Origin of the sequence: Streptomyces typhae (genome assembly GCF_009755605.1) — a bacterium.
Lineage (GTDB): Bacteria > Actinomycetota > Actinomycetes > Streptomycetales > Streptomycetaceae > Streptomyces > Streptomyces typhae.
Map to the genome: position 1 here is coordinate 86,728 of NZ_WPNZ01000019.1, position 19,211 is coordinate 105,938.

19 protein-coding genes are annotated in these 19,211 nt (G+C 73.2%); 9 read left to right on the top strand and 10 right to left on the bottom strand.

Features of this window, described 5'->3' with window-relative positions; genetic code table 11:
• Positions 1–49 precede the first annotated feature (49 nt).
• Positions 50–1,195, top strand: coding sequence for a hypothetical protein (locus GPA10_RS29390; RefSeq protein WP_157168136.1), 1,146 nt, complete (start codon positions 50–52; stop codon positions 1,193–1,195).
• A 205-nt stretch (positions 1,196–1,400) separates the two neighbouring features.
• On the opposite strand, the gene GPA10_RS29395 is transcribed toward GPA10_RS29390, so the two are convergent.
• The 7 genes from GPA10_RS29395 to GPA10_RS29425 form a co-directional block, all read right to left on the bottom strand.
• Positions 1,401–2,333, bottom strand: coding sequence for a GNAT family N-acetyltransferase (locus GPA10_RS29395; protein WP_157168137.1), 933 nt, complete (start codon positions 2,331–2,333; stop codon positions 1,401–1,403).
• Positions 2,334–2,379: 46 nt separating this feature from the next.
• A complete protein-coding gene (locus GPA10_RS29400; protein ID WP_157168138.1) occupies positions 2,380–2,997 on the bottom strand; it encodes a TOPRIM nucleotidyl transferase/hydrolase domain-containing protein in 618 nt (205 codons plus the stop codon).
• A 72-nt stretch (positions 2,998–3,069) separates the two neighbouring features.
• Positions 3,070–4,254: a serine hydrolase domain-containing protein gene (locus GPA10_RS29405; RefSeq protein ID WP_425505832.1), complete on the bottom strand. Its 1,185-nt coding sequence runs from the start codon at positions 4,252–4,254 to the stop codon at positions 3,070–3,072.
• Between the two features lie 107 nt (positions 4,255–4,361).
• Entirely contained in the window at positions 4,362–5,498 is a 1,137-nt protein-coding gene (locus GPA10_RS29410; protein ID WP_157168139.1) for a S1 family peptidase, read from the bottom strand.
• Between the two features lie 158 nt (positions 5,499–5,656).
• Complete coding sequence (locus GPA10_RS29415) at positions 5,657–6,613, bottom strand: TolB-like translocation protein (RefSeq protein WP_157168140.1); 957 nt, start codon at positions 6,611–6,613, stop codon at positions 5,657–5,659.
• Positions 6,610–7,980 (bottom strand): MFS transporter, encoded by a 1,371-nt coding sequence (locus GPA10_RS29420; RefSeq protein WP_157168141.1) that lies wholly within the window; start codon positions 7,978–7,980, stop codon positions 6,610–6,612. The genes GPA10_RS29415 and GPA10_RS29420 overlap by 4 nt, the downstream gene beginning before the upstream one ends.
• Positions 7,981–8,136: 156 nt before the next feature.
• Positions 8,137–9,402 carry a metallophosphoesterase family protein gene (locus GPA10_RS29425; RefSeq protein WP_157168142.1) on the bottom strand — a complete coding sequence of 422 codons (1,266 nt, stop codon included), beginning with the start codon at positions 9,400–9,402 and terminating at the stop codon, positions 8,137–8,139.
• Between the two features lie 257 nt (positions 9,403–9,659).
• On the opposite strand from GPA10_RS29425, the gene GPA10_RS29430 reads away from it, so the two are divergent.
• Both GPA10_RS29430 and GPA10_RS29435 read left to right on the top strand, forming a co-directional pair.
• A complete protein-coding gene (locus GPA10_RS29430; protein ID WP_157168143.1) occupies positions 9,660–10,454 on the top strand; it encodes an XRE family transcriptional regulator in 795 nt (264 codons plus the stop codon).
• A gap of 41 nt (positions 10,455–10,495) precedes the next feature.
• Positions 10,496–11,245 (top strand): dienelactone hydrolase family protein, encoded by a 750-nt coding sequence (locus GPA10_RS29435; RefSeq protein WP_157168144.1) that lies wholly within the window; start codon positions 10,496–10,498, stop codon positions 11,243–11,245.
• A 22-nt stretch (positions 11,246–11,267) separates the two neighbouring features.
• On the opposite strand, the gene GPA10_RS29440 is transcribed toward GPA10_RS29435, so the two are convergent.
• Complete coding sequence (locus tag GPA10_RS29440; protein ID WP_157168145.1) at positions 11,268–12,542, bottom strand: cytochrome P450; 1,275 nt, start codon at positions 12,540–12,542, stop codon at positions 11,268–11,270.
• 75 nt (positions 12,543–12,617) lie between these two features.
• A complete protein-coding gene (locus GPA10_RS29445; protein ID WP_343041448.1) occupies positions 12,618–14,048 on the bottom strand; it encodes a glutamine synthetase family protein in 1,431 nt (476 codons plus the stop codon).
• A gap of 205 nt (positions 14,049–14,253) precedes the next feature.
• On the opposite strand from GPA10_RS29445, the gene GPA10_RS29450 reads away from it, so the two are divergent.
• The 5 genes from GPA10_RS29450 to GPA10_RS29465 all read left to right on the top strand — a co-directional run bounded on the left by GPA10_RS29450 (position 14,254) and on the right by GPA10_RS29465 (position 17,554).
• Positions 14,254–14,442, top strand: a complete 189-nt coding sequence (locus tag GPA10_RS29450; RefSeq protein ID WP_058849043.1) for a ferredoxin — start codon at positions 14,254–14,256, stop codon at positions 14,440–14,442.
• A 4-nt stretch (positions 14,443–14,446) separates the two neighbouring features.
• Positions 14,447–15,682, top strand: a complete 1,236-nt coding sequence (locus tag GPA10_RS29455) for an NAD(P)/FAD-dependent oxidoreductase (protein ID WP_157168146.1) — start codon at positions 14,447–14,449, stop codon at positions 15,680–15,682.
• Complete coding sequence (locus tag GPA10_RS43495) at positions 15,679–15,807, top strand: hypothetical protein (RefSeq protein WP_281364855.1); 129 nt, start codon at positions 15,679–15,681, stop codon at positions 15,805–15,807. Before GPA10_RS29455 ends, GPA10_RS43495 begins: the two co-directional genes overlap by 4 nt.
• Before the next feature lie 49 nt (positions 15,808–15,856).
• Positions 15,857–16,669 carry an aldehyde dehydrogenase family protein gene (locus GPA10_RS44145; protein WP_198351740.1) on the top strand — a complete coding sequence of 271 codons (813 nt, stop codon included), beginning with the start codon at positions 15,857–15,859 and terminating at the stop codon, positions 16,667–16,669.
• Between the two features lie 153 nt (positions 16,670–16,822).
• Entirely contained in the window at positions 16,823–17,554 is a 732-nt protein-coding gene (locus tag GPA10_RS29465) for a gamma-glutamyl-gamma-aminobutyrate hydrolase family protein (RefSeq protein WP_343041449.1), read from the top strand.
• A gap of 29 nt (positions 17,555–17,583) precedes the next feature.
• Here GPA10_RS29465 and GPA10_RS29470 read toward each other — a convergent pair whose 3' ends face one another.
• Entirely contained in the window at positions 17,584–18,162 is a 579-nt protein-coding gene (locus GPA10_RS29470; RefSeq protein ID WP_343041450.1) for a MarR family winged helix-turn-helix transcriptional regulator, read from the bottom strand.
• Positions 18,163–18,527: 365 nt separating this feature from the next.
• On the opposite strand from GPA10_RS29470, the gene GPA10_RS29475 reads away from it, so the two are divergent.
• Positions 18,528–19,136 carry a cysteine hydrolase family protein gene (locus GPA10_RS29475; protein ID WP_058849047.1) on the top strand — a complete coding sequence of 203 codons (609 nt, stop codon included), beginning with the start codon at positions 18,528–18,530 and terminating at the stop codon, positions 19,134–19,136.
• Positions 19,137–19,211 lie beyond the last annotated feature (75 nt).

Below are 19,211 nucleotides of genomic sequence, written 5' to 3' on the forward strand. Positions count from 1 at the left end.
GGTCCACGGACCATACTGGTCGCGTCCCGATCACCCACAGAACGACTCCATGGCCAAGAACAGCACCTCACCGAACGCCGCCCCCGACACCGCGTGGCTGGGGCGCGGGCGCCACCTCGGGCCCGAGCCCGAGCAGGACGTCCGGCGCAACCTGATCGCCCTCAAGGCGGCCGGGGTGCTCGACGACTTCCTGGACCTCGACCCCGTCGAGGCGGCGCGCCCCACCGTCCTGCACCCGCGGGACGAGTCCGCCGACCCCGGTCCGGCGGCCCGCCGCCTCTTCGAGGCCCGCTGGCGTGCGGCCGACGACGTCACGGTCCGCGCGCAGCTGACCACGTATGACCCGGAGGCCCGCCGCAAGGAGGGCGAGGGCGTCACCTGGGTCGTCGCCGCCGAGGCGGACCGGGCCTGGGAGGCGCACTGGCCCTCGCCCGCCACCATGTTCTGGCCCGACAGCGACCGCGTCCCCTGGGACAACGACACGGTGCCCGGTGTGCGGCTGCGGACGGCGAACCATCTGCCGAAGGACGACGACGAGCTGCGCCGCCTGCTGCGGGACTGCACCCGGCAGAGCTGGTACGTGCACGTCGTGGTGCACGAGGCGATGACACCGGACGCGGCGGGGCAGCAGCCGGTCTCCGCGTTCCTGCCGCCGAGCCTGCGGCACCGGGTGATCGAGCACCGCGGAACGCCGGAGCAGGCCCAGATCGCCGACTTCGCGATGAAGCGCGAGCTGAGCGTACGGATGCCGCGCGGCGGCGCCGTCGTCCTGCCCAGGGCGCCCCATGACCCCGACTACGACGCGGAGCGCTTCACCGTGCGCAGCGTCTTCCTGGACGGCTCGGAACCGACCGAACTCCTGGACCGCGTCGAGGAGTTCGCGGCCCTGCCGCGACCGCTGCCCGAGGAGGCCGAGCGGGCCCTCACCCGGCTGCGCCAGGGCTGGCACCTGCTCACCCCGGACGAGGAGCTGGTGCACGCCCAGGACATGGTCGCGAAGTACGCGGAGGCGCTCGACAAGATGACGACGTCCCGCGACCTGTACCGGGAGGCCGCCGAGGCGGCCCAGGCCGCGCTCGCCGAGGTGGGCCACGGCTCGCCCGGCTCCGCGGCGCCGGGGGCGGCCAGGGCGGAGGGCTCGCCGCTGAAGGCGTTCACGAAGGCGTTCGGGCGGTTCCGGGACTCCGGCAAGTAGGGCGGTTCCGGGCTCCGGCAAGTAGGGCGGTTCCGGGCTCCGGCCTGCCGGGGCGGAACCCCGGCAGGTGGCGCGCGGCGCCCGGAGCCCGTCATCGGAGGTCAGGACGCCCTTGAGGACGCGTACGTGGCCGTGCGGGTCCTTCAGGACGCGTACGTGGCCGCACGGCAGGTCCGCGTGGAACACGCCCTGCTCCCCGCCGACGTCACAGGTCGCGGCCGAACTCCAGCCGATCGGCGAAGTTGTCGTAGCCGGCCCGGGTGAACGCCTTCACCATGGCGATGTTCGCGGCGTCGCAGTCCCCGCGGATCTCGGTGGCGCCGTTCGCCGCGAGGACGCGCGTGCCGCGGATCGCGACGGAGGTCGCGTATCCCTTGCCGCGGTGGGCCGGTGCGACGCCGACGAAGCCGAGCACCGGCATGGACGGGTTCTCCGCGGGAAGGCTGATCACTGCCGGTGAGCCGTCGGCGTCGTAGCCGATCTCCCACCACCGCGGGTCGTACCGGAACTGCCCCATGTGCTCGAAGAGCTGCTCGGCCGCCCCCCGCGCCCCGAACCGCTCGACGTCGGCGCTCAGCCGGGCGTCCGCGGTCCGGGTGAGCAGGCTCTCCAGGAGGTCGATGAACGGGCAAGGGCCGAGGTCGGCGAGGCTGCGGAAGGTCAGCCTGGGGTCGTCGGCGGGCAGCTCGGCGGGCACCCGCAGACGGAATCTGCGTCCGTCCCGCAGGACCCGGAAGCCCGCCTGCCGCAGCAGCTCGCCCCGCCGCCGCGGGTCACGCTGGAACTGGGGCGGCTGCGCCGGTGAGTCGACGACGTGCCCCAGCTCCGTCGCCCCGAGGGCACGCGCCTGCGCCATCGCCGCGTCCAGGAGGGCGGGTGCCACTTCGGCCGGGTCCGCGGGCGCCTCGAACAGGACGACGGAGTCGGGTACGTCCTGCCCCGGCAGGGACCACAGGACCACGCTGCCCACGAGACGCCCCCCGCCGTCCTCGGCGACCAGGCACCACTCGGGCCTCGTGCACTTCGTGTCGAGCAGCTGGACGAGGTACGCGCTGGTCGCCGCGTTGCGCTCGGCGTCTCCGGGGTGTTCGACGAGGGCGGGGATCTCATGGGGGCGGGCGGGACGTATCAAGGTCATGGCAGCCTTTGCAGCATAGGGGCAGGGGGTGTGGGGCCGGAGCGCGTCAGACGGCGGTGAGCAGATCGTCGAGCGGTGCGGGGACGCGGTCCGGGTCGAGGGCTTCCACGAGGACACGGCCGTAGTTGATCTTACGTCCCTTCTTGGTGCCGAGGAAGCGCCGGAGCTGCTGGTGCGGGGTGCGGTCCTGCTGGGCGGGCTGGCGCTGGAAGGTCGCGAGGGCGCGCAGGTCGCCCTCCGCCGCGACCAGCTCCCGCACGCGGGCCACGCCGAGCGCGCGGATGAGCTCGTCCTCCAGGTCCGCCGCGCAGACGAAGAACTCGGGCTCCGCCGCGCCGGCCCCCTCAAGACCGCGGGCGTAGTAGCGCCGCTCCGCCTCGTCGCACAGTCCGGTGAGGCGCAGGCCGAGGCCCGGCGGGCCGAGGAGCCTCGCGAAGCGGGCGACGCTCATGGCGCCGCCCATCGACAGGACGCACACTCCTTCGGCCGCCAGGTCCCGGCCGCGCCCGGCGGCGAGCGCGTCGACCGCCGCGACGTCGCTCGGCCCTTCGAGCAGGACGACCGTCCGCACACGCAGCCGGTCGGCGGACTCGCGCGCGGGGGCGTCCGGGCCACCGGCCGCCCACGCGGTGACCGCGTCGCAGAACGATCTCATGTCAGCCATGAGAGGAGTCTCCGCCCTTTGCGGCCACCGCGGTAGGGAATTTCCTCCGGGCGGGCCGGCGCTCCGCGTGTCTCAGTGGCTCCGCGTGGCTCGGCGGCACAGAGCCCCGTCCACGAGCCCGTCCACGCGCTCCATGACCCTCTTGTCGCTGGGCTGCGTGGTCACCGCGATATTTGCGGCGGCCCGCAGGTCGCCCCTGACACCGCCCCGCGTCTCGTATCCGGTGGTGCTGCCGCCGTGGCCCCAGTAGCGGCCGCCGCACGACAGCGGCCTGCTCACGATGCCGAGGCCGTAGCGGGCCCCCGGCCCGAAGTACTCGGCGGGGACGGTGGTGCGCATCTGACGGAGCTGGGCCTTCGGGAGGAGATCACCGGACAGCAGCGCCGTGTAGAACCGGTTGAGGTCGGAGTTGGTGGAGATCATCTGACCTGCCGCCCAGGCCCAGGAGGGGTCGAGCTCCGTGCCGTCGCGCAGCGGCGCGCCCGGGGACTCCTGGTAGTAGCCCTTGGGGTGGGCTTCCCGGATCTTCACGTCGCCGGGTGCGGGGAAGTAGGTGTGGCGCAGCCCGGCGCGCTCGATGACGCGGCGGTGCAACTCCTCGCCGAGGGGGCGCCGGGTGACCTTCTCGATGATCATTCCCGCCAGTACGTAGTTGGTGTTGCTGTACTGCCAGTCCTCGCCCGGTGCGAAGACGGCCTCGTGCCGCAGGGCGATGTCGACGAGGTCGCCGGGAGTGTAGGGGCGGACGTCGTCGTCGAGGTACGGGACGTAGTCGGGGAGTCCGCTGGTGTGCTGGAGGAGCCTGCGGACGGTGATGCGGTTCCCGTCGATCCCCTTCCCGTGCACGAGGCCCGGCAGATAGGTCTCGACCGAGGTGTCGAGGCCGACCTTCCCCTCCCCGACCAGTTGCAGGACGGCCACCGCGGTGAACGCCTTGGTGTTGCTGCCGACCCGGACCTGGCCGTCCCTCGGCACCGCCGAGCCCGTGGCGAGGTCGCCGACGCCCGCCGTGTAGGTACGCGTGTGACCAGCGCGTTCCCTGACTCCTGCCAGAGCGGCGGGCACCCCGTCGGTACGCACCAGCGCGTTCAGGCCCTCCTGCACGGCGTCCGCCCTCGCGGAGCCCGTCCTGGCCTGGTGGGGCCCGGTGGTGGCCGACGCGGCGGGCACCACCAGGGCGCCCGCCGCCATGACGCCCGCGGCCACCGCGGCCGCGGCCGCCACGACACCACGCTTCTGCCTTGCCTGTTCACGCACGTGCTGACTCCTACGGAAAGAGGGACCGGTGACATGTGCTGCCGGGCTCCACGTTTCCGGACGTGATCACTCGGTGCGATCCTGCTGACCGCCCGTTCCGGGTGGGGCTAGCCCCCGGTGCCCGGTCGGCCCGACGGCGGCGTGATGGTGGCGCCGTACGCGGTCAGCGCCTCGGTGACCGGCTGGAAGTAGATGGGGCCCTTCCTGCCGCCCCCGCAGCCGACCGTGCCGCCGGAGGCCAGGCCGAGCGCGGTGTCACCAGCGAACATCGAGCCGCCGCTGTCGCCCCTGTCCGCGCAGGTGTCCGTCTTGATCAGGCCGGTGACCTTCCGTCCGCCCTGGTAGGTGACGGTGGCGTTCAGCGCCGTCACCTTGCCGCCGCGCAACTGCGTGGTGCTGCCGCTGCGCTGGATCCGGAGGCCGACCGTCGCCTCCCCGGCCCTGGTGATCCGCTGGGTCGTGCCGTTGTAGAGGTTGACCTCGCTGGGGTGCGGGACGTCCTGGGTGTAGCGCACCAGGGCGAAGTCGTCGCCGGGGAACCGCGAGTCCTCGGTCACGGCGACCGCGGAGTCGCGGGTGGGACCCCACTTGGTGCCTGCCTTGCCGCAGTGCCCGGCGAGGAGGAAGTGCGGCTTGCCGTCCTTGACGACGTTGAAGCCGAGGGAACAGCGGCCGCCGCTGCTGTACACGGCGTCGCCGCCCGACATCAGCGGGGTCAGCTCGCCGGATATGCGGGTGAGAGTCGCGCGGTCCCCGAGCCCGGCGACGAGGTGCCGCAGCCTTGCCGAAGTGCTGCCGGTGACGGTGCGGTCGGCCTCGACGGCGATCCGGTTGGTCCTCGGGTCCATGGCCCAGGAGGTGCCGGGAACGACGGGCGCGTCGTCCAACACCCGCTGCGCGGAGTCCAGTTCGGCGAGGGAGTTGTCGACGAACCGGGCCCGCGCGCCCGCGTCCTCGGCCCGTGCGGCGGCGGCCCGGTCCAGGACGTTGACGACGAGGGTCCTCCGTTCGGCGTCGTAGTACGAGCCCGCGTCGCGCGCGCCGAGGGCGTCGTCGAGCCGGTCGGCGAGGCGGGCGGCGGCCGCCGCCGACAGGGCGTCGGGGCCGTCCGCGGCGGGCGCGGAGAGCGCGGCCGAGGCGCTCGCGTCGGGCACCGCCGACACGCCACCCAGCAGGGCGAGAGAGGCGATGCCGGTCAGCGTCGCGCGCCGCACGGAGCGTGGGTTCCGGTGCAGGTCGGACATGGTGGTGACCTCCGAGGAGAGGGAGACGGAAAGAGACGTGCGGGAGTGCGGGAGTGGCCTGGGACCCGTGGGACCGCGCGCTGAGGCGCGGTGAAGTGAGGTGAAGTGCCGTGAGGGTGAGGGCAGGCGCCGGGGCGGCTCGTCGCGACGGGCGGGGCTCAGCCCGTGGTGACCGTGGGGGACACTCCCCGGAACATCCGCCGGGGACTGCCGGACCCGTCGGCCGGTACGGCGAAGACCGTGGGCGCGCCGTCCGCGCGCTTCGCGTACGCCACCGTGCGGTCGTCGAGCCAGGACGGCTGGTCGTCGACGGTGGCGGATTCGGCGAGCGCGGTGTCCGTGCCGCGGCGCAGATCGAGCACATGCAGGCGCCAACGCCCCTCGCCCAGACGCTTCTTGTAGGCGACGCGGTGGCCGTCGGGGGCCAGTGAGGGGCACTCGACGCCCTCGCGCACGGCGGTCAGCGTCCGCTCGCGCAGATCACCGCGCATGAGCCAGGTGCGGCCGCGAGATCCCATCGTGGCGTAGAAGGTGCGGTCGTCCCGGGCGAAGGTGACGCCCCAGTGGTTGACGTCCTCGGCCGTGTAGGGCTTGCCGTCGACGAACGGCCGGAAGTCCTCCAGGGAGCCGTGGTGGGTCCCGTCGCGCAGGTCGTAGATCCCGGCCGTGGTGGAGAACGTGCCGGTCTTGGCGTACGAGTCGCCGGAGCGGAAGACCGTCCACGCGACCAGGTTCCCCGACGGCGACACGCGCGCCCGGCTCGGGTCGCCCCACACGGAGAGCGTGACCTCGGGCTCGTCCTTCCGCCCGGTGTGGACGCGGACTTGTGAGGTCATCGGGCCGGACAGGGCCCGGACGCAGATCAGCGTCGAGGCGGCGACCGCCGCCCGGTGGCAGGCGGGCCCGGCGCCCACCTCCCGTCCCGTACGCGTCACTTGACGCACCCGGCCGTCGTCCCGGTCGACGTACACGACGGTGCCGGCGCGCCCGAAGCGCAGGTGCTGTGCGTCCTGCCCGTGGGCGACCGCGCCGCGCCGCCACAGTACGCAGCCCACGGCCGTGGCGACGAGGGCGACGATGAGCAGGGTCCCGAGGAGGGTGCGTGCGCGGGTCATCGGTTCCTCCAGGGTGATTGCAGTGCGCTCGCCGTGAGGAGGGCGAGCAGCAGGGCGAGCGCGAAACCGCCGAACGCCGTGCCGAGGCCGCCCAGCGCGGCCGCCGCCCCGAAGGCGACGGCGCCACCGGACCGCGCGAGGGCCTGGGCGGTCTGCACGACGGCGAGCCCCGTGGTGCGCACCCGGGCGGGAATGGCGGGGCCGATATGGGCCATCAGGACGCCGTCGCTGGCGGCGTAGAACAGCCCGTGCAGGGTCAGTACAACGGCGGCGGTGGCGGCACCGGGCCAGGACCGCGGGGCACCGGCGACCAGCAGGTAGCCGCACAGGAGCAGGAGGTGGCCGAGGAGGAAGAGGCGCCAGCGGCCGACGCGGTCGGCGACGCGCCCGAGGGGCACGGCGGCGCTCATGAAGACCAGCGCGGTACCGACCGGCAGCAGCGGCAGGAGTCGCGACGACAGGTCCATGCGCTGCTGGAGCGCGACGTAGAAGAACATGTCGCCGACGGTGGTCAGGCCGAGGAGCGCCGCCGCGAGCACGGTGCGGCGGTTGCCGGGGATCCACAGCGGGGCCAGGCACGCGCGCAGCCCGCGGACCCGGGCACGAGCCATCGCCGCACCCCGGCTGCGGGCTGCCGCACTCCCGCCCGCAGTCGGCGCACCCCCGCGCCCGCCCCCGTGCGGTCCGCACAGGTCGTAGGGGCACTCCGGCCGGTCGGCCCGTACGAAGAACGCCAGCAGGACCATCCCGGCCGCGGCGAGGCAGAAGCTCACCAGGAACACGGCGTCGTAGTCGCCGGGCAGGGCGAGCAGGACGGCGAAGGCAAGGAGCGGACCCAGCATCGCCCCGAGGGTGTCCAGCGCCCGGTGGACTCCGAAGGCGCGCCCCAGGTGCGCCTCCGGCGCCGCCAGGGTGATCAGGGTGTCCCGGGGCGCGGTGCGGATGCCCTTGCCCGTGCGGTCGGCCGCGAGGAGCAGGCCGACGCTGCCCGCGGAGGCGCCGATCAGCGGGAGACCGAGCTTGGTCGCGGCCGAGATCCCGTAGCCGCAGGTGGCTACGGCCTTCGGGCGGCCGAGGCGGTCCGCGGCGTAGCCGCCTGCGAGGCGGAAGAGCACGGTGGCGCCGGTGTAGAGGCCGTCGAGCGCGCCGAGTTGGAGGTAGCCGATCCCGAGGCCGTACATGAGGTACACCGGCAGGATCGCGGTGACCATCTCGGCGGATGCGTCGGTGACCAGGCTGACGAGGCCGAGCGTCACGACGGTGGCGGGTACGCGGGCCCCGGCCCGCCCTCCGGCCCCGGCACGGGGCCCGGGGGAGTTCCCGAGGCGGTGGACGGCGTCGGCCGTCCGTGTGTGCGAGAGATACATCGATCATGCTCCGATGCGCGGTGGGGGAGGGCGGGGCACGGCGCCCGCGGGCACCGCGCCCCGCCGGTGAGGCGGGCTCGGAGTGGGAGGCGGAGCCTGCCCCTGTCGGGGGAGCCGGGCCCTGTGGATGAGCCGGGCCCGGTACGGGAGCAGGCCCTAGGGTCGGGGCTTGGCGTGGCAGGTGCCCTGGGCGGAGTCGGTGAAGGTGCGGCCGTCGACCGGCCGGAAGGTGAACTTGTAGCCCGTGGCGGACAGGTCGAACTGGCCGACGCCGAACGTCTTGTTGTTGAAGACCTCGGACGGTCCCTTCGACTTGTGGGTGCTGCTGTAGAGGCCGCGTCCGCCGGTGCCGATGACGAACTGGCGCAGGCCGTTCGCCTCGTCCTTCTTCCCGTCGACCGTCGCGGGCGCGAAGCGCTCGTAGTGGTGGTCGTGCCCGTTCACGACCACGTCGGCCTTGTGGTCCGTCAGGATCTTGTAGAGGTCGGCGGAACCGCTCTGGTCGCCGTGGTCGCCGGAGGAGAAGCGCGGGTGGTGCCAGTACGCCATGGTGCAGGGCTTGGTGCTGGCGGCCAGGTCCCGCTTGAGCCAGGTGCCCTGGGCGCTGGACGCCGAGCGGGAGATGTTGGAGTTGAGCGCCACCAGGTGCCAGTCGCCGACGTCGAAGCTGTAATAGCCCTTGCCCCGGCCGCCGGTGGGGGCGCCGGCCGCCTCGTAGTAGCCGAAGTAGCCGGACGCGCCGCTGGTCCTGTACTCGTGGTTGCCCGGCGTCGGGCGCACGATCTTGTTGAACCTGCCCCAGTGCGGGTCGTAGTTCTGCCGGTACTCGGAGGACGAGCCCTTGTCGTACGCGTTGTCGCCCGCCGTGATCAGCGCGGCCGGGTTCATCCTGGTGACCACGTCGTCGGTCTGGTTGCAGGCGGACCCGCAGATGTCCCCGACGGCGGCCAGCACGACGTCCGCGCGGGCGAGGGGCTGCGCACCGGCCTGGTAGGACGCGATCGAGTAGCGGCTGCCGGTGTCGTCGACGCGGGGCGTCAGGGTCACGCAGCCGCCTTCGAGGGCCTTCGTGTAGAAGGCCTTGCCCTGGGCGTTCCGGCTCGTCAGGACGGTGCTGCCGGAGCCGGAGCCCTTGAGGGTGAGCGTGTCGTCCCCGCGCAGGGCGAGGTCGTCGAAGCCGATGCGCAGCCACTTCGCGCCCTCGTGGCAGACGCGCCGCGCACCGGCCGCGGGGCCGTCGGCGGCGACACGGGTACGGACCGTCCGTACCCCCGGCTCGGCGGTCTGCCGCACGTACCGGGACGTGGCGACGGTCCTGCCCACGTTCTCGTCGGGTGCAGCGGTGGCCGCGCCCCGGTCGGTCCCGGCCGACGGCAGGGTCACGGCCAGGCCGCCTCCCACCACCGCGATTGCCGTGGTCATGACAAGTAGATGGCGCGTGCGTGTGTGCGGGGTCATCGATCGCACCTCCGTCAGGGCCCTGAATGGCTGCTGCGAGGTAGGCAACTACCGACTGCGCGGTAGGTAAAGAAATTCTCCGCCGGAGGCTGGATAACTCTGGACGGGTTCCGCTTGGATACGGCGCCATGGAATTCCACGGGGCTCTCCGGCTGGCGCTGACGACCAGCGGGCAAAGTCTGGACCAATTGGCATGCCGACTGCGGGAACGGGGGACACCCGTGAGCGCGAGTACGCTCAGCGCTTGGCAGACCGGCCTGAGCCGACCGGAAAGGGCGAGTTCTCTCGCGGTGGTCTCCGTCCTGGAGGAAATCCTGGAACTCCCTCCGGGACGCCTGCTCGGCACGCTGCCCCCGCGGCGCCCGCGCGGACGCCGGGCCACCGCGTTCGAGGCGGGCACGGTCCGCGACCGGCAGTGGGGGAACCGCGCGGATTCCATCGGCGCCGCCCTCGCGCGGCTCGGCGCCGACTGGGGCGACCTCGCGAGTCCGCCGGTGCTGTCCTACCGCGTACGGATGCAGGTGGGCCCCGACGGCGGTGAACTGGCCCTCCACGTCACGCGGATCCTCCACGGCGGCTCCCGCGGCGGCGCGCGCATGGTCTACGTCACCCGGTACGCCTCGATGCCGCACGCGCCGCTCCTGACCATGACGCACGGCTGCCGGCTCGCCCGGTTCCGGGGCGACCCGGCAGCGGGAGTCGCCGCCTACGAATTCCTGCTCGATGATCCGTTGTCGCCGGGGGAGTTGGCGCTCACGGAGTTCCGTATCCAATACCCCCCGAGGCAGACGGAGAAGTACACCGATATCCGCGTCTATCCGGGGACACGGGAGGTCGTCCTGGAAACCGTCTTCGACGCGGCGTACGCGCCCGCCGCGTGCCAGGCGTTCCACAGGGCGTCCCCCGCGGCACCGGTCCGGATTCTCAAGGAGCGCTCCGGTTCCGAAGCGCGCGGCGGCTTCCAGTACATCCAATTCAACCCGGCACCGGGCATTTACGGGATCCGCTGGGAGTGACCGGACGCCCCTTCCCCGGGGGTCGAGTAGCCTCGGGGCCCATGAGCACCGAGACACTGCAGATCCCCACCCCCCACGGCCCGGCCGACGCGTTCGCCGCGTTCCCCGACGGCGGCGGGCGGCACCCGGGTGTGCTGCTCTATCCGGACGCGTTCGGCGTGCGGCCCGTCATCGAGGACCGGGCCCGCGAACTGGCCGGGCACGGGTACTACGTCCTCGTACCGAACTTCCTCCACCGGCACGGCCCCGCACCGGTCGTCGACGTCCCCGAGCACATCGACGCGGCGGCCCGCCCCGGCCTCTTCGCGCGGCTGATGCCCATGATCGAGGAGCTCACCCCCGCACGCGTCCGCGCCGACGCCGACGCCTACCTGCGGTTCCTCACCGCCCGGCCCGGGGTCGGCGCGGGCCCGGTCGCCACGGTCGGCTACTGCGTCGGTGCCGTCCTCGCGCTGCGCACCGCGACGGCCCACCCCGACCGGGTGGCCGCCGTCGCCGGATTCCACCCGGGGCAACTGGTCTCCGAGGCGCCAGACAGCCCGCACCGCGGCGTCCCCGAACTCACTGCGGAGGTCCATCTCGGCCTCGCCGAGGGCGACATGACGGACGAGGCGCTCACCGAGTTCACCAAGGCGCTGGACGCCGCGGGCGTCGACTACACCACCGAGCTGTACCCCGACACCGTCCACGGCTTCACCATGCCCGACACCGACGCCTTCAGCCCGACCGCGCTCCAGCGCCACTGGGACCGGCTGCTCCCCCTCCTGCACCGCACCCTCTCCGACGACTGAGACCCCTCCGGCCGCCCGCGGGTCAGACGGTGGTGACGTGCACCGGAAGGTGCTTGATGCCGTTGACGAAGTTGGAGCGGACCCGGCGGACGGGACCGCTGAGGCGGATGTCGGCGATGCGCGGGACGAGTTCCTCGAACATGATGCGGATCTCGGTGCGCGCGAGCAGGTTGCCCAGGCACAGATGCGGGCTCGACTTGCCGAAGGTGAGGTGGTCGTTGGGGGTGCGGGTGACGTCGAAGGCGTACGGGTCGGGGAAGACGGTCTCGTCCCGGTTGCCGGAGGCGAACCACATGACGACCTTGTCGCCCTCCTTGATCTGCTTGCCGCCGAGTTCGGTGTCGCGGGTCGCGGTGCGGCGGAAGTGGTAGACGGGCGAGGCCCAGCGCAGGAACTCCTCGACGGCGGCGGGGATCAGGGCGGGGTCCGCACGGAGCCGGTCGAGCTGGTCGGGGTGCTCGATGAGGGCGAGCGCGGCGTGGGAGATGGCGTGCCGCGTGGTCTCGTTGCCCGCGACGACGAGGAGCAGGAAGTAGTTGTCGAAGTCCTGCGGGGAGAGCGGCACGCCGTCGCGGGGACGTTCGTTGACGAGACGGGAGACGAGGTCGGTGCCGGTGCCCCCGCGGCGCTGGCGGGCCAGCTCGCGGCCGTAGGCGAAGACCTCGGTGGCCGCGGGGGAGCGGAAGGGGAGGTGCCGGTAGCGCTCGCTGTCCGCGCTGTCGAGCAGGACGTCGGCGTAGTCCGGGTCCGTGTTGCCGATGAGGCGGTTGCCCCAGGCGATCAGGCGCTTGTTGTCCTCGGGAGGCACGTCGAGGAGGCGGGCCAGGACGTTGATGGGGAAGTCGGCCGAGACGTGCGTGACGAAGTCGAACGTGCCGCGGGGCAGGGCGGCGTCCAGCGTGCGGGCGGTCAGGCCGCGCAGGAAGTCCGTGTAGCCGCTGATGACGCTGTGCCCGAACTGCTTCTGGAGCAGGGCGCGCAGGGCCCGGTGGCGGGTCCCGTCCAGTTCCAGGATCGAGGCGCGCAGGGCGATCTGGTCGTCGTCGACCTCTTCGAGGTTGACGAACCTGGTCGAGGTGAACGTGCCGGGGTCGCGGTCGACGCGGGTGATGTCCTGATGACGGGTGAGGGCCCAGAAGCCGGAGTTGGGCGCGGCCTCGGGCTGCCAGTGGACGGGGTCCCGCAGGCGCAGGGTGTGGAACATGCGCCAGGGGCTGAGGCCATCGGTGAAGCGGTCGAGGTCGGTGAGGTCGACGTCGCCGAGGGGCAGGGGCTCCACGGCCGGGGGCGGTGCCATCGAGGGCTCCTTCTGGGCGTGCGCGGTCCCGCCGCGTCGGGCGGGGCGCGGGTGCTGACGGTTACCGGTGACTGGTCACAGGTGGTAGGCGTATTCGATGAACTCCCAGTCCGTCACGTACTGCTGGAACCGTTCCACCTCGTTGCGCTTGTAGGTCAGGTAGGCGGCCACGAAGTCCTCGCCCAGGAGGCGGGACAGAGCGGTGTCGGCCTCCAGGGCGTCGAGCGCGGCGGGCAGGCTCGTGGGCAGCAGGGCGGCTCTGGCCGTGTCGTAGCCGTAGCCCCGCAGCGGCTCGGGCGGCTCCCGGGCGGCTTCGACCCCGAGCAGAACGGCGGCAAGCGCGCCCGCGACCAGGATGTAGGGGTTGGCGGCGGCATCGCCGAGGCGCAGTTCGACGCGGGTGCCCTCGCCCCGTTCGGGCGGGATGCGGATCATGGCGCTGCGGTTGTCGAGGCCCCAGTCGATCAGCCAGGGCGCCAGGGTGTCGGGGCCGAAGCGCTTGTAGGAGTTGATGGTCGGATTGAGGAGTGCGGCGAGGGCCGCGGCGTGGTCGAGCAGCCCCGCGACGGCGTGCCGGGCGAGGCTGGAGAGGCCGTGCGGGGCAGTGGGGTCGTCGAAGGTGTTGCGCCCGCCCGCGTCCCCCGCGTCCTTGCGGGTGCGCCCGCCTGCCGTCCCGTCTCCGTCCGCGGGGGTGCACGACTCTCCGTCCGCGGGAGTGCACGACAGGTGGAGATGGAAACCGGAGCCGCCCGCGTCGTTGAAGGGCCTGGCCATGAACGTGGCGAGGCGGCGCTCCTTGCGCGCGAGTTCCTTGACGGCGCACTTCAAACGGAAGGCGCGGTCGGCGGCGGCCAGGGCCTCGGAGTGCCGGATGTTGATCTCGAACTGCGCGCCGTCGAACTCGTGGTTGCCGGCCGTGACGCCGATGTCCAGGTCGCGCAACAGCCGCAGGAGGCGGAGCAGGTGGTTGTCGGGGTCGGCGCGCAGCCCCGCCGTGTAGACGGCGCCCTTGGCCGCGGAGTAGCGGCGCCAGCCGCCGGGGGCCGCGGGATCGGCCTCGCAGAGGAAGTACTCCAGTTCGGGTCCCACGAGGGGGCGCAGACCGTGCTCGGCGCAGCGGGCGAGCACCGCGCGCAGCAGGTCGCGGGGTGATTCGGGGGCGGGCCCGCCGCTCTCGGGGTCGGTGACGTCGCCCAGGCAGGTGGCCACGCCCGGTTCCCAGGGCAGCGCCTGCAGGGTCGTCAGATCCGGTCGCACGAGCACATCGGGCAGGCCCGCGTCGAGACCGCCGGCGACCGGGACGACATCGCCCTGCGGGGTGGTGTGGAAGACGGCACGGCAGAAGGCGAGGCCGTGCGCGCAGGCCGTCGGCAGGTGTTCCAGCAGCACGTCACGGGCCCGGTCGGAGCCGAGGAGATCGGGATAGACCACGCGGACCACGTCGATGCCCTCGTTGGTGAGCCGGTCGATGTGTCCGCGGATCACGGAGGGGTCGTCAGCGCTCACCGCTGCCTCCTCGACGCCATTTGTTTGAGGTCAAACGATGTCCTGACGGTAGAGGCGGCGATGGTGTCCCGCAAGGCCGCGTGCATCAACTCGGCTTGCGGAACGGGGCATTGACCACCGTGTGGCCGCTCTCTATGTTGTTTGGTACCAAACGACATACCTCAGAAGGGCCCGTGAGCATGCGGCGAGCCCGGAAGGACGGTCCATGAGGGTCGTAGTCGACAAGAACAGCTGCCAGGACCACGGGCAGTGCGTGTTCGCGGCGCCCGGCGTCTTCCGCCTCGACGACCAGGGCCACCTCGAGCACCTCACCGACGCCGACGAGGCGGTGCGCGAGGAGGTCGAGGACGCCGCGGACGTCTGCCCGATGCAGGCCATCCGGATCGAGGACTGAGCAGATGGCCGGGCCCGTCCTGGTGGTCGGTGCTTCCCTCGGCGGCCTGCGTGCGGCCGAGCAACTGCGCGCCGCGGGCTGGCGCGGACCCGTCAGCGTGGTCGGCGATGAGCCACACATGCCGTACAACCGCCCACCGCTGTCGAAGGAAGCCCTCGTCGGCGCCGCCCCGTTCGCCTCCCTGGCCTTCACGCCGCGTTCGCACGCCGCCGACGTGCGGTGGCTGCTCGGACACCGGGTGGCCGCGGTCCGGCTGCGCGACGGTGTCGCGGTCCTTGACGACGGTGCGGAGCTCGGCTTCGCGGCCCTGGTCGCCGCGACCGGACTGCGGCCCCGGCGGCTGCGCTGCCCCGGCCCGGCCGGCCCCGCGAGCGGCCGCCATGTGCTGCGCACCCTCACCGACGCCCGGGCGCTGCGCGCCGAACTGCTGCGGCCCGGGATCCGGCTGGTGGTCGTGGGGGCCGGTTTCATCGGATGCGAGGTCGCGTCGGCCGCCGTGCGGTCGGGGGTGCGCGAGGTCGTGGTGGTCGACCCCGAGCCGCTGCCGATGCTGCGGCCGCTGGGCGAACTCCTCGCCCGCGCGCTGCTGCGCCTGCACCGCGCACACGGCGTCCGTTTCCGGCTCGGCGAGGGCGTGGCGGCGTTCGAGGGGGACGGCCGGGTGACCGGCGTGGTCCTGGACGGCGGACAGGTCCTCGCGGCGGACGTGGTGGTGGAGTGCGTCGGCGCGGTTCCCAACACCGAATGGCTCGCCCACAACGGCCTCGACCTCAGCGACGGGGTGCTCACGGACGGGCAACTGCGTATGGGAGGCCTGCCGGACGCGTACGCGGTCGGCGACGTGGCCCGCTTCCCCGACCTCCGCCACGGCGGACTGCCGCGGCGGGTGGAGCACTGGTCCATGCCCGGTGACAGCGCCCGGCACGCCGGGCGGGCCCTCGCCGCCCGGCTCGCGGGGACCGATGCGGGCCTGGCGCCGTTCGCGCCGCTGCCCAGCTTCTGGAGCGACCAGCACGGCATCCGGATCCAGGCCTTCGGCGCCCCCGAACTCGGCACCGGCGACGTCCGCGTCCTGGACGGCGACATCGACGGCGATGTCGTGGCGGGCTACCACGCGGGCGGCAGGCTCGTCGGCGTGGTGGCGCTCGGCGGACCCGGCACCGCCGCCGCGGCGGCCCGGCACCGCGCCCGGCTCCTGCGGCTGCCCCTCTCCCCGTCACCTGAGGAGCATCGCCCATGACCCGTGCCCGCGGCTGCCCCCACCCCGAGACGGCGACCGATGCCGCTTCGGTCGTCCGGGCGCCTCCCTGGCGCTGCTCGGGCGACCTGCCGACCGCCGAGCCGGACCGGCAGCACCGGCCGTGACCCGAAACACCCTCCGCGCCTGCTGCCCGGCCCCGCCGGGGAGGCAGACATGACGCGGCACACAGCGCTCGTCGCGGGTACCGCCGTCGCCACCCGGCACTGGATGACCGACCGCCGCGTGGACTCCGCCGCCACCTTCGTGGACACCGCCGCCACCTTTCCCGACCGCTCGCCCGGCGACGGCGGCCTCCTCGCCGCAGTCGTACGCGGCACCGCGGCCGAGACCGACGCGGCCGGTGAGGCCTCCCCCGAGTGGGCGGCGACGCCCCGCGAGGAACGGGCCCACGCCCTGCACGCCGGCGCCGCCGGAGCGACGGAGCGCCTGGCCGAGCCGGCCCGGGGCGAGACCGCCGACAACGGCTCCCTGCCGCACGCGCACCTGCGCTCCGTCATGCCGCGCGTGGCGCACCACTTCCGGTTCTTCGGCGGCTGGTCGGCGACCCTCGACCGGCCGGACGCCACGACGAGCACGCGTGGTTCCGCCGCGCCCCGGCACCGCAACCACGCCTCCTGGAATCCGGCAGGGCCCCGCGCGCCGATCACCCCGGTCGGCGACCCGTACCTGCCCGTCCACTACGCCACGCCGCATCTCTCGAAGTTCCTCGGCGACGGTCCGCCCGGCAAGCGGTGGGTGCCCATCGGCGTGTGCCGGACGGCCGACGCGGAGGACCACCTGCGCCCGGGCCGGGCGCAGGCCGACGGCGTCGCCGCCACCCCCGGCCGCCCCACCACCCACATCGTGAACGGGCCGACCCCCCTCCGGCGCGACGCCGGAGTGGAGCCCACCGCATCGCGGGAGGTCCACGCGACGTCGCTCGGCGGCGGTTGGCGGGACCGGGGTGTCCGGCCGGCACGCTGCTGACCCTGCGGACGGGCGGCCGTACCGGGCCTGCCACGGGGAAGCCCGGCACGGCCGCGCCCCGTCCGCGCCGACCACACCCCCCCACATTCGAGGCCCACGCCCGACACCCCCGCCCCCCGACTCCGACGTCCCCCCACCCCTGAGGAACCCGCCGTGAACCGCCCCGCACGTCCCCTGATCGCGATTCCCGCCCGCTTCTCCGCATCCTGCTCCGCCCTGCGCTACGGAGCCGAGGTCAACGCCCGAGCGCTGATCGAGGCCGTCTGGCGGGGCGGTGGCGAGCCCGCGACCATCCACCCCCACGCGCCCGGCGGCAGCGCCGACCCGGGCCTCGTGGCCGACCGTCTGTCGCGGTTCGACGGCATCCTGCTGCCCGGCGGCGGCGATCTCTCCCCCAGCCGTTACGGAGTCGACCCTGTGCACGGCAGTGTTCACGACATCGATGCCGAACAGGACGGCTTCGACCTGGCGGTCGCCCGGCAGGCCCTGCACGCCGGGCTGCCCCTCCTCGCGATCTGCCGGGGGGTGCAGGTCGTCAATGTCGCCCTGGGCGGCACCTTGGCGGAGCACCAGGCGGGCTGGCGGCGCGAACACCGCAACCTCGTCCATCAGGTCGACATCCAGGCGGGCAGCGCGCTGCACGGCATCACGGGCTCCGCTGTGGTGACCGCGTCGTGCTACCACCACCAGCGGGTGGACCGCATGGGCGCGGGTCTCACGGTCACCGCCAAGGCCGCCGACGGCACCAGCGAGGCCTTCGAACTACTGGGCAGACACGCGTGGTTCATCGGAGTCCAGTGGCATCCGGAGGACACGGCGCTTCCGGACCCCGTGCAACAGGCTCTGTTCAACGCCCTGGTGCAGGCCGCTCGGCAACGCTGGTGAGGTGCGCGGTGCTCGCACGCGGTTCCCGCTCAGCCCTCGGCGCGGGGCCGCCGGCCGCTGCGCCGGGGCGCGGGCTCGGCACCGTCGAGGAGCGCGCGGCGCCGTTCCTCGCCGTGCTCCTCGACCTGGAGGACGACCTGCCGGAGCCCGGCGGCGACGCGACGGCACTCGGTGTCCCCGAGCCGTCCGGCGACGAAGGCCTCCTCCGCGTTGAAGCGGGGGAACAGGTCCTGCATCAGCTCCGTCCCGGACTCGGTGAGCCGGAGCAGCACGAGCCGGCCGTCGTCCGGATGCCCGCCACGCCTGACCAGGCCCCTCGCTTCCAGGGTGCGGACGACTCCGGTCAGGGTGCCCTTGGAGATACCGGCCTCCTCCGCCACGTGCCGTGTCTCCGACTCGCCCCATATCCACACCACCCACAGCACGACGAACCCGGTCCAGGACAGGTCGCAGCCGCGCAGCACGGAGTTCTCCAGGTGCTGTCGGACGGCGGAGGCGGCCCGGTAGATGTTGGCGACCATGGCCATCTGGTCGTGCTGGATCGGCGCACCGCCGAGCTTGTCCCACGCCAGCTTCTCGGCTTCGGTGATGGACCGCTGACCGGGCACGGGCACCCTCTCCTTCGCTGCCGCGGGGACGCACGCCCCAAGTGTATCGTTCGGGATCAAACCACATGGGGTGCGAGATCTGCGCGTACGCGGCGCACGTACCGAACAAGAAGCGGCACTGCGGGAGTTGAGCGCCACTCGCTCGGCCCGCTCGGTCAGTACGGCCGGCACGGCCCGCACGGCGCGCTGGCCGAATCGTACGCAGTGGCCGGTCGGTCCGCGGTCGGGCGCCCGTACCCGGTGCTAGCGTCGAACGACGCGCCATTTCGTCCGCCTTCGGCCCCGGCGCGGCCTGTGTCGCCCGGGAGCCGGCGGCGAGGTGCGCGATCACCCACCATCCACTCAGGCAGAGGGGAAGAACCGTCATGAAGCGCGCCCTCGTGGTCATCGACGTCCAGAACGAGTACGTCACCGGCGGGCTGCAGATCGGCTACCCGGATCCGGCGCTCAGTCTGGCCAACATCGGCGCCGCCATGGACGCCGCCACCCGGGAGGGCATACCGGTGGTGGTCGTCCAGCACGTCGCGCCCGCCGGTGCGCCCCTCTTCGGCCGGGACGGCCACGGCTTCGCGCTGCACGAGGTGGTCGCCTCCCGCCCGCGCGACCATCTGGTGGAGAAGACCCTGCCTTCCTCCTTCGCCGGCACCGACTTCGGTGACTGGCTGGAGCGGCAGGGCATCGACACCCTGACCATCGTCGGCTACATGACCCAGACCTGTGACGAGTCCACGGCCCGTGCCGCCGTCCACCGCGGCTACTCGGTGGAGATGCTCTCCGACGCGACCGGGACGATCCCGATGTCCAACCGGGTCGGGACGCTGTCCGCCGCCGAGGTGCACCACGCGATCCTCGTGGTGATGCAGTCGTTCTTCGCCGCGGTGTCCACCACAGCCGAGTGGATTGAGGCGGCCCGCACCAAGTCCTCCCTGGGCCGCCCCGACTTCGCGGCCGCCACCGACGCCGGTCAGCTCTGACAGGTCACCCGATCCGGACTCCACGTCCGGTGCCACGGCACGGTCCTCGCGCACCGTCCGCCCGCTCCGGAGGCT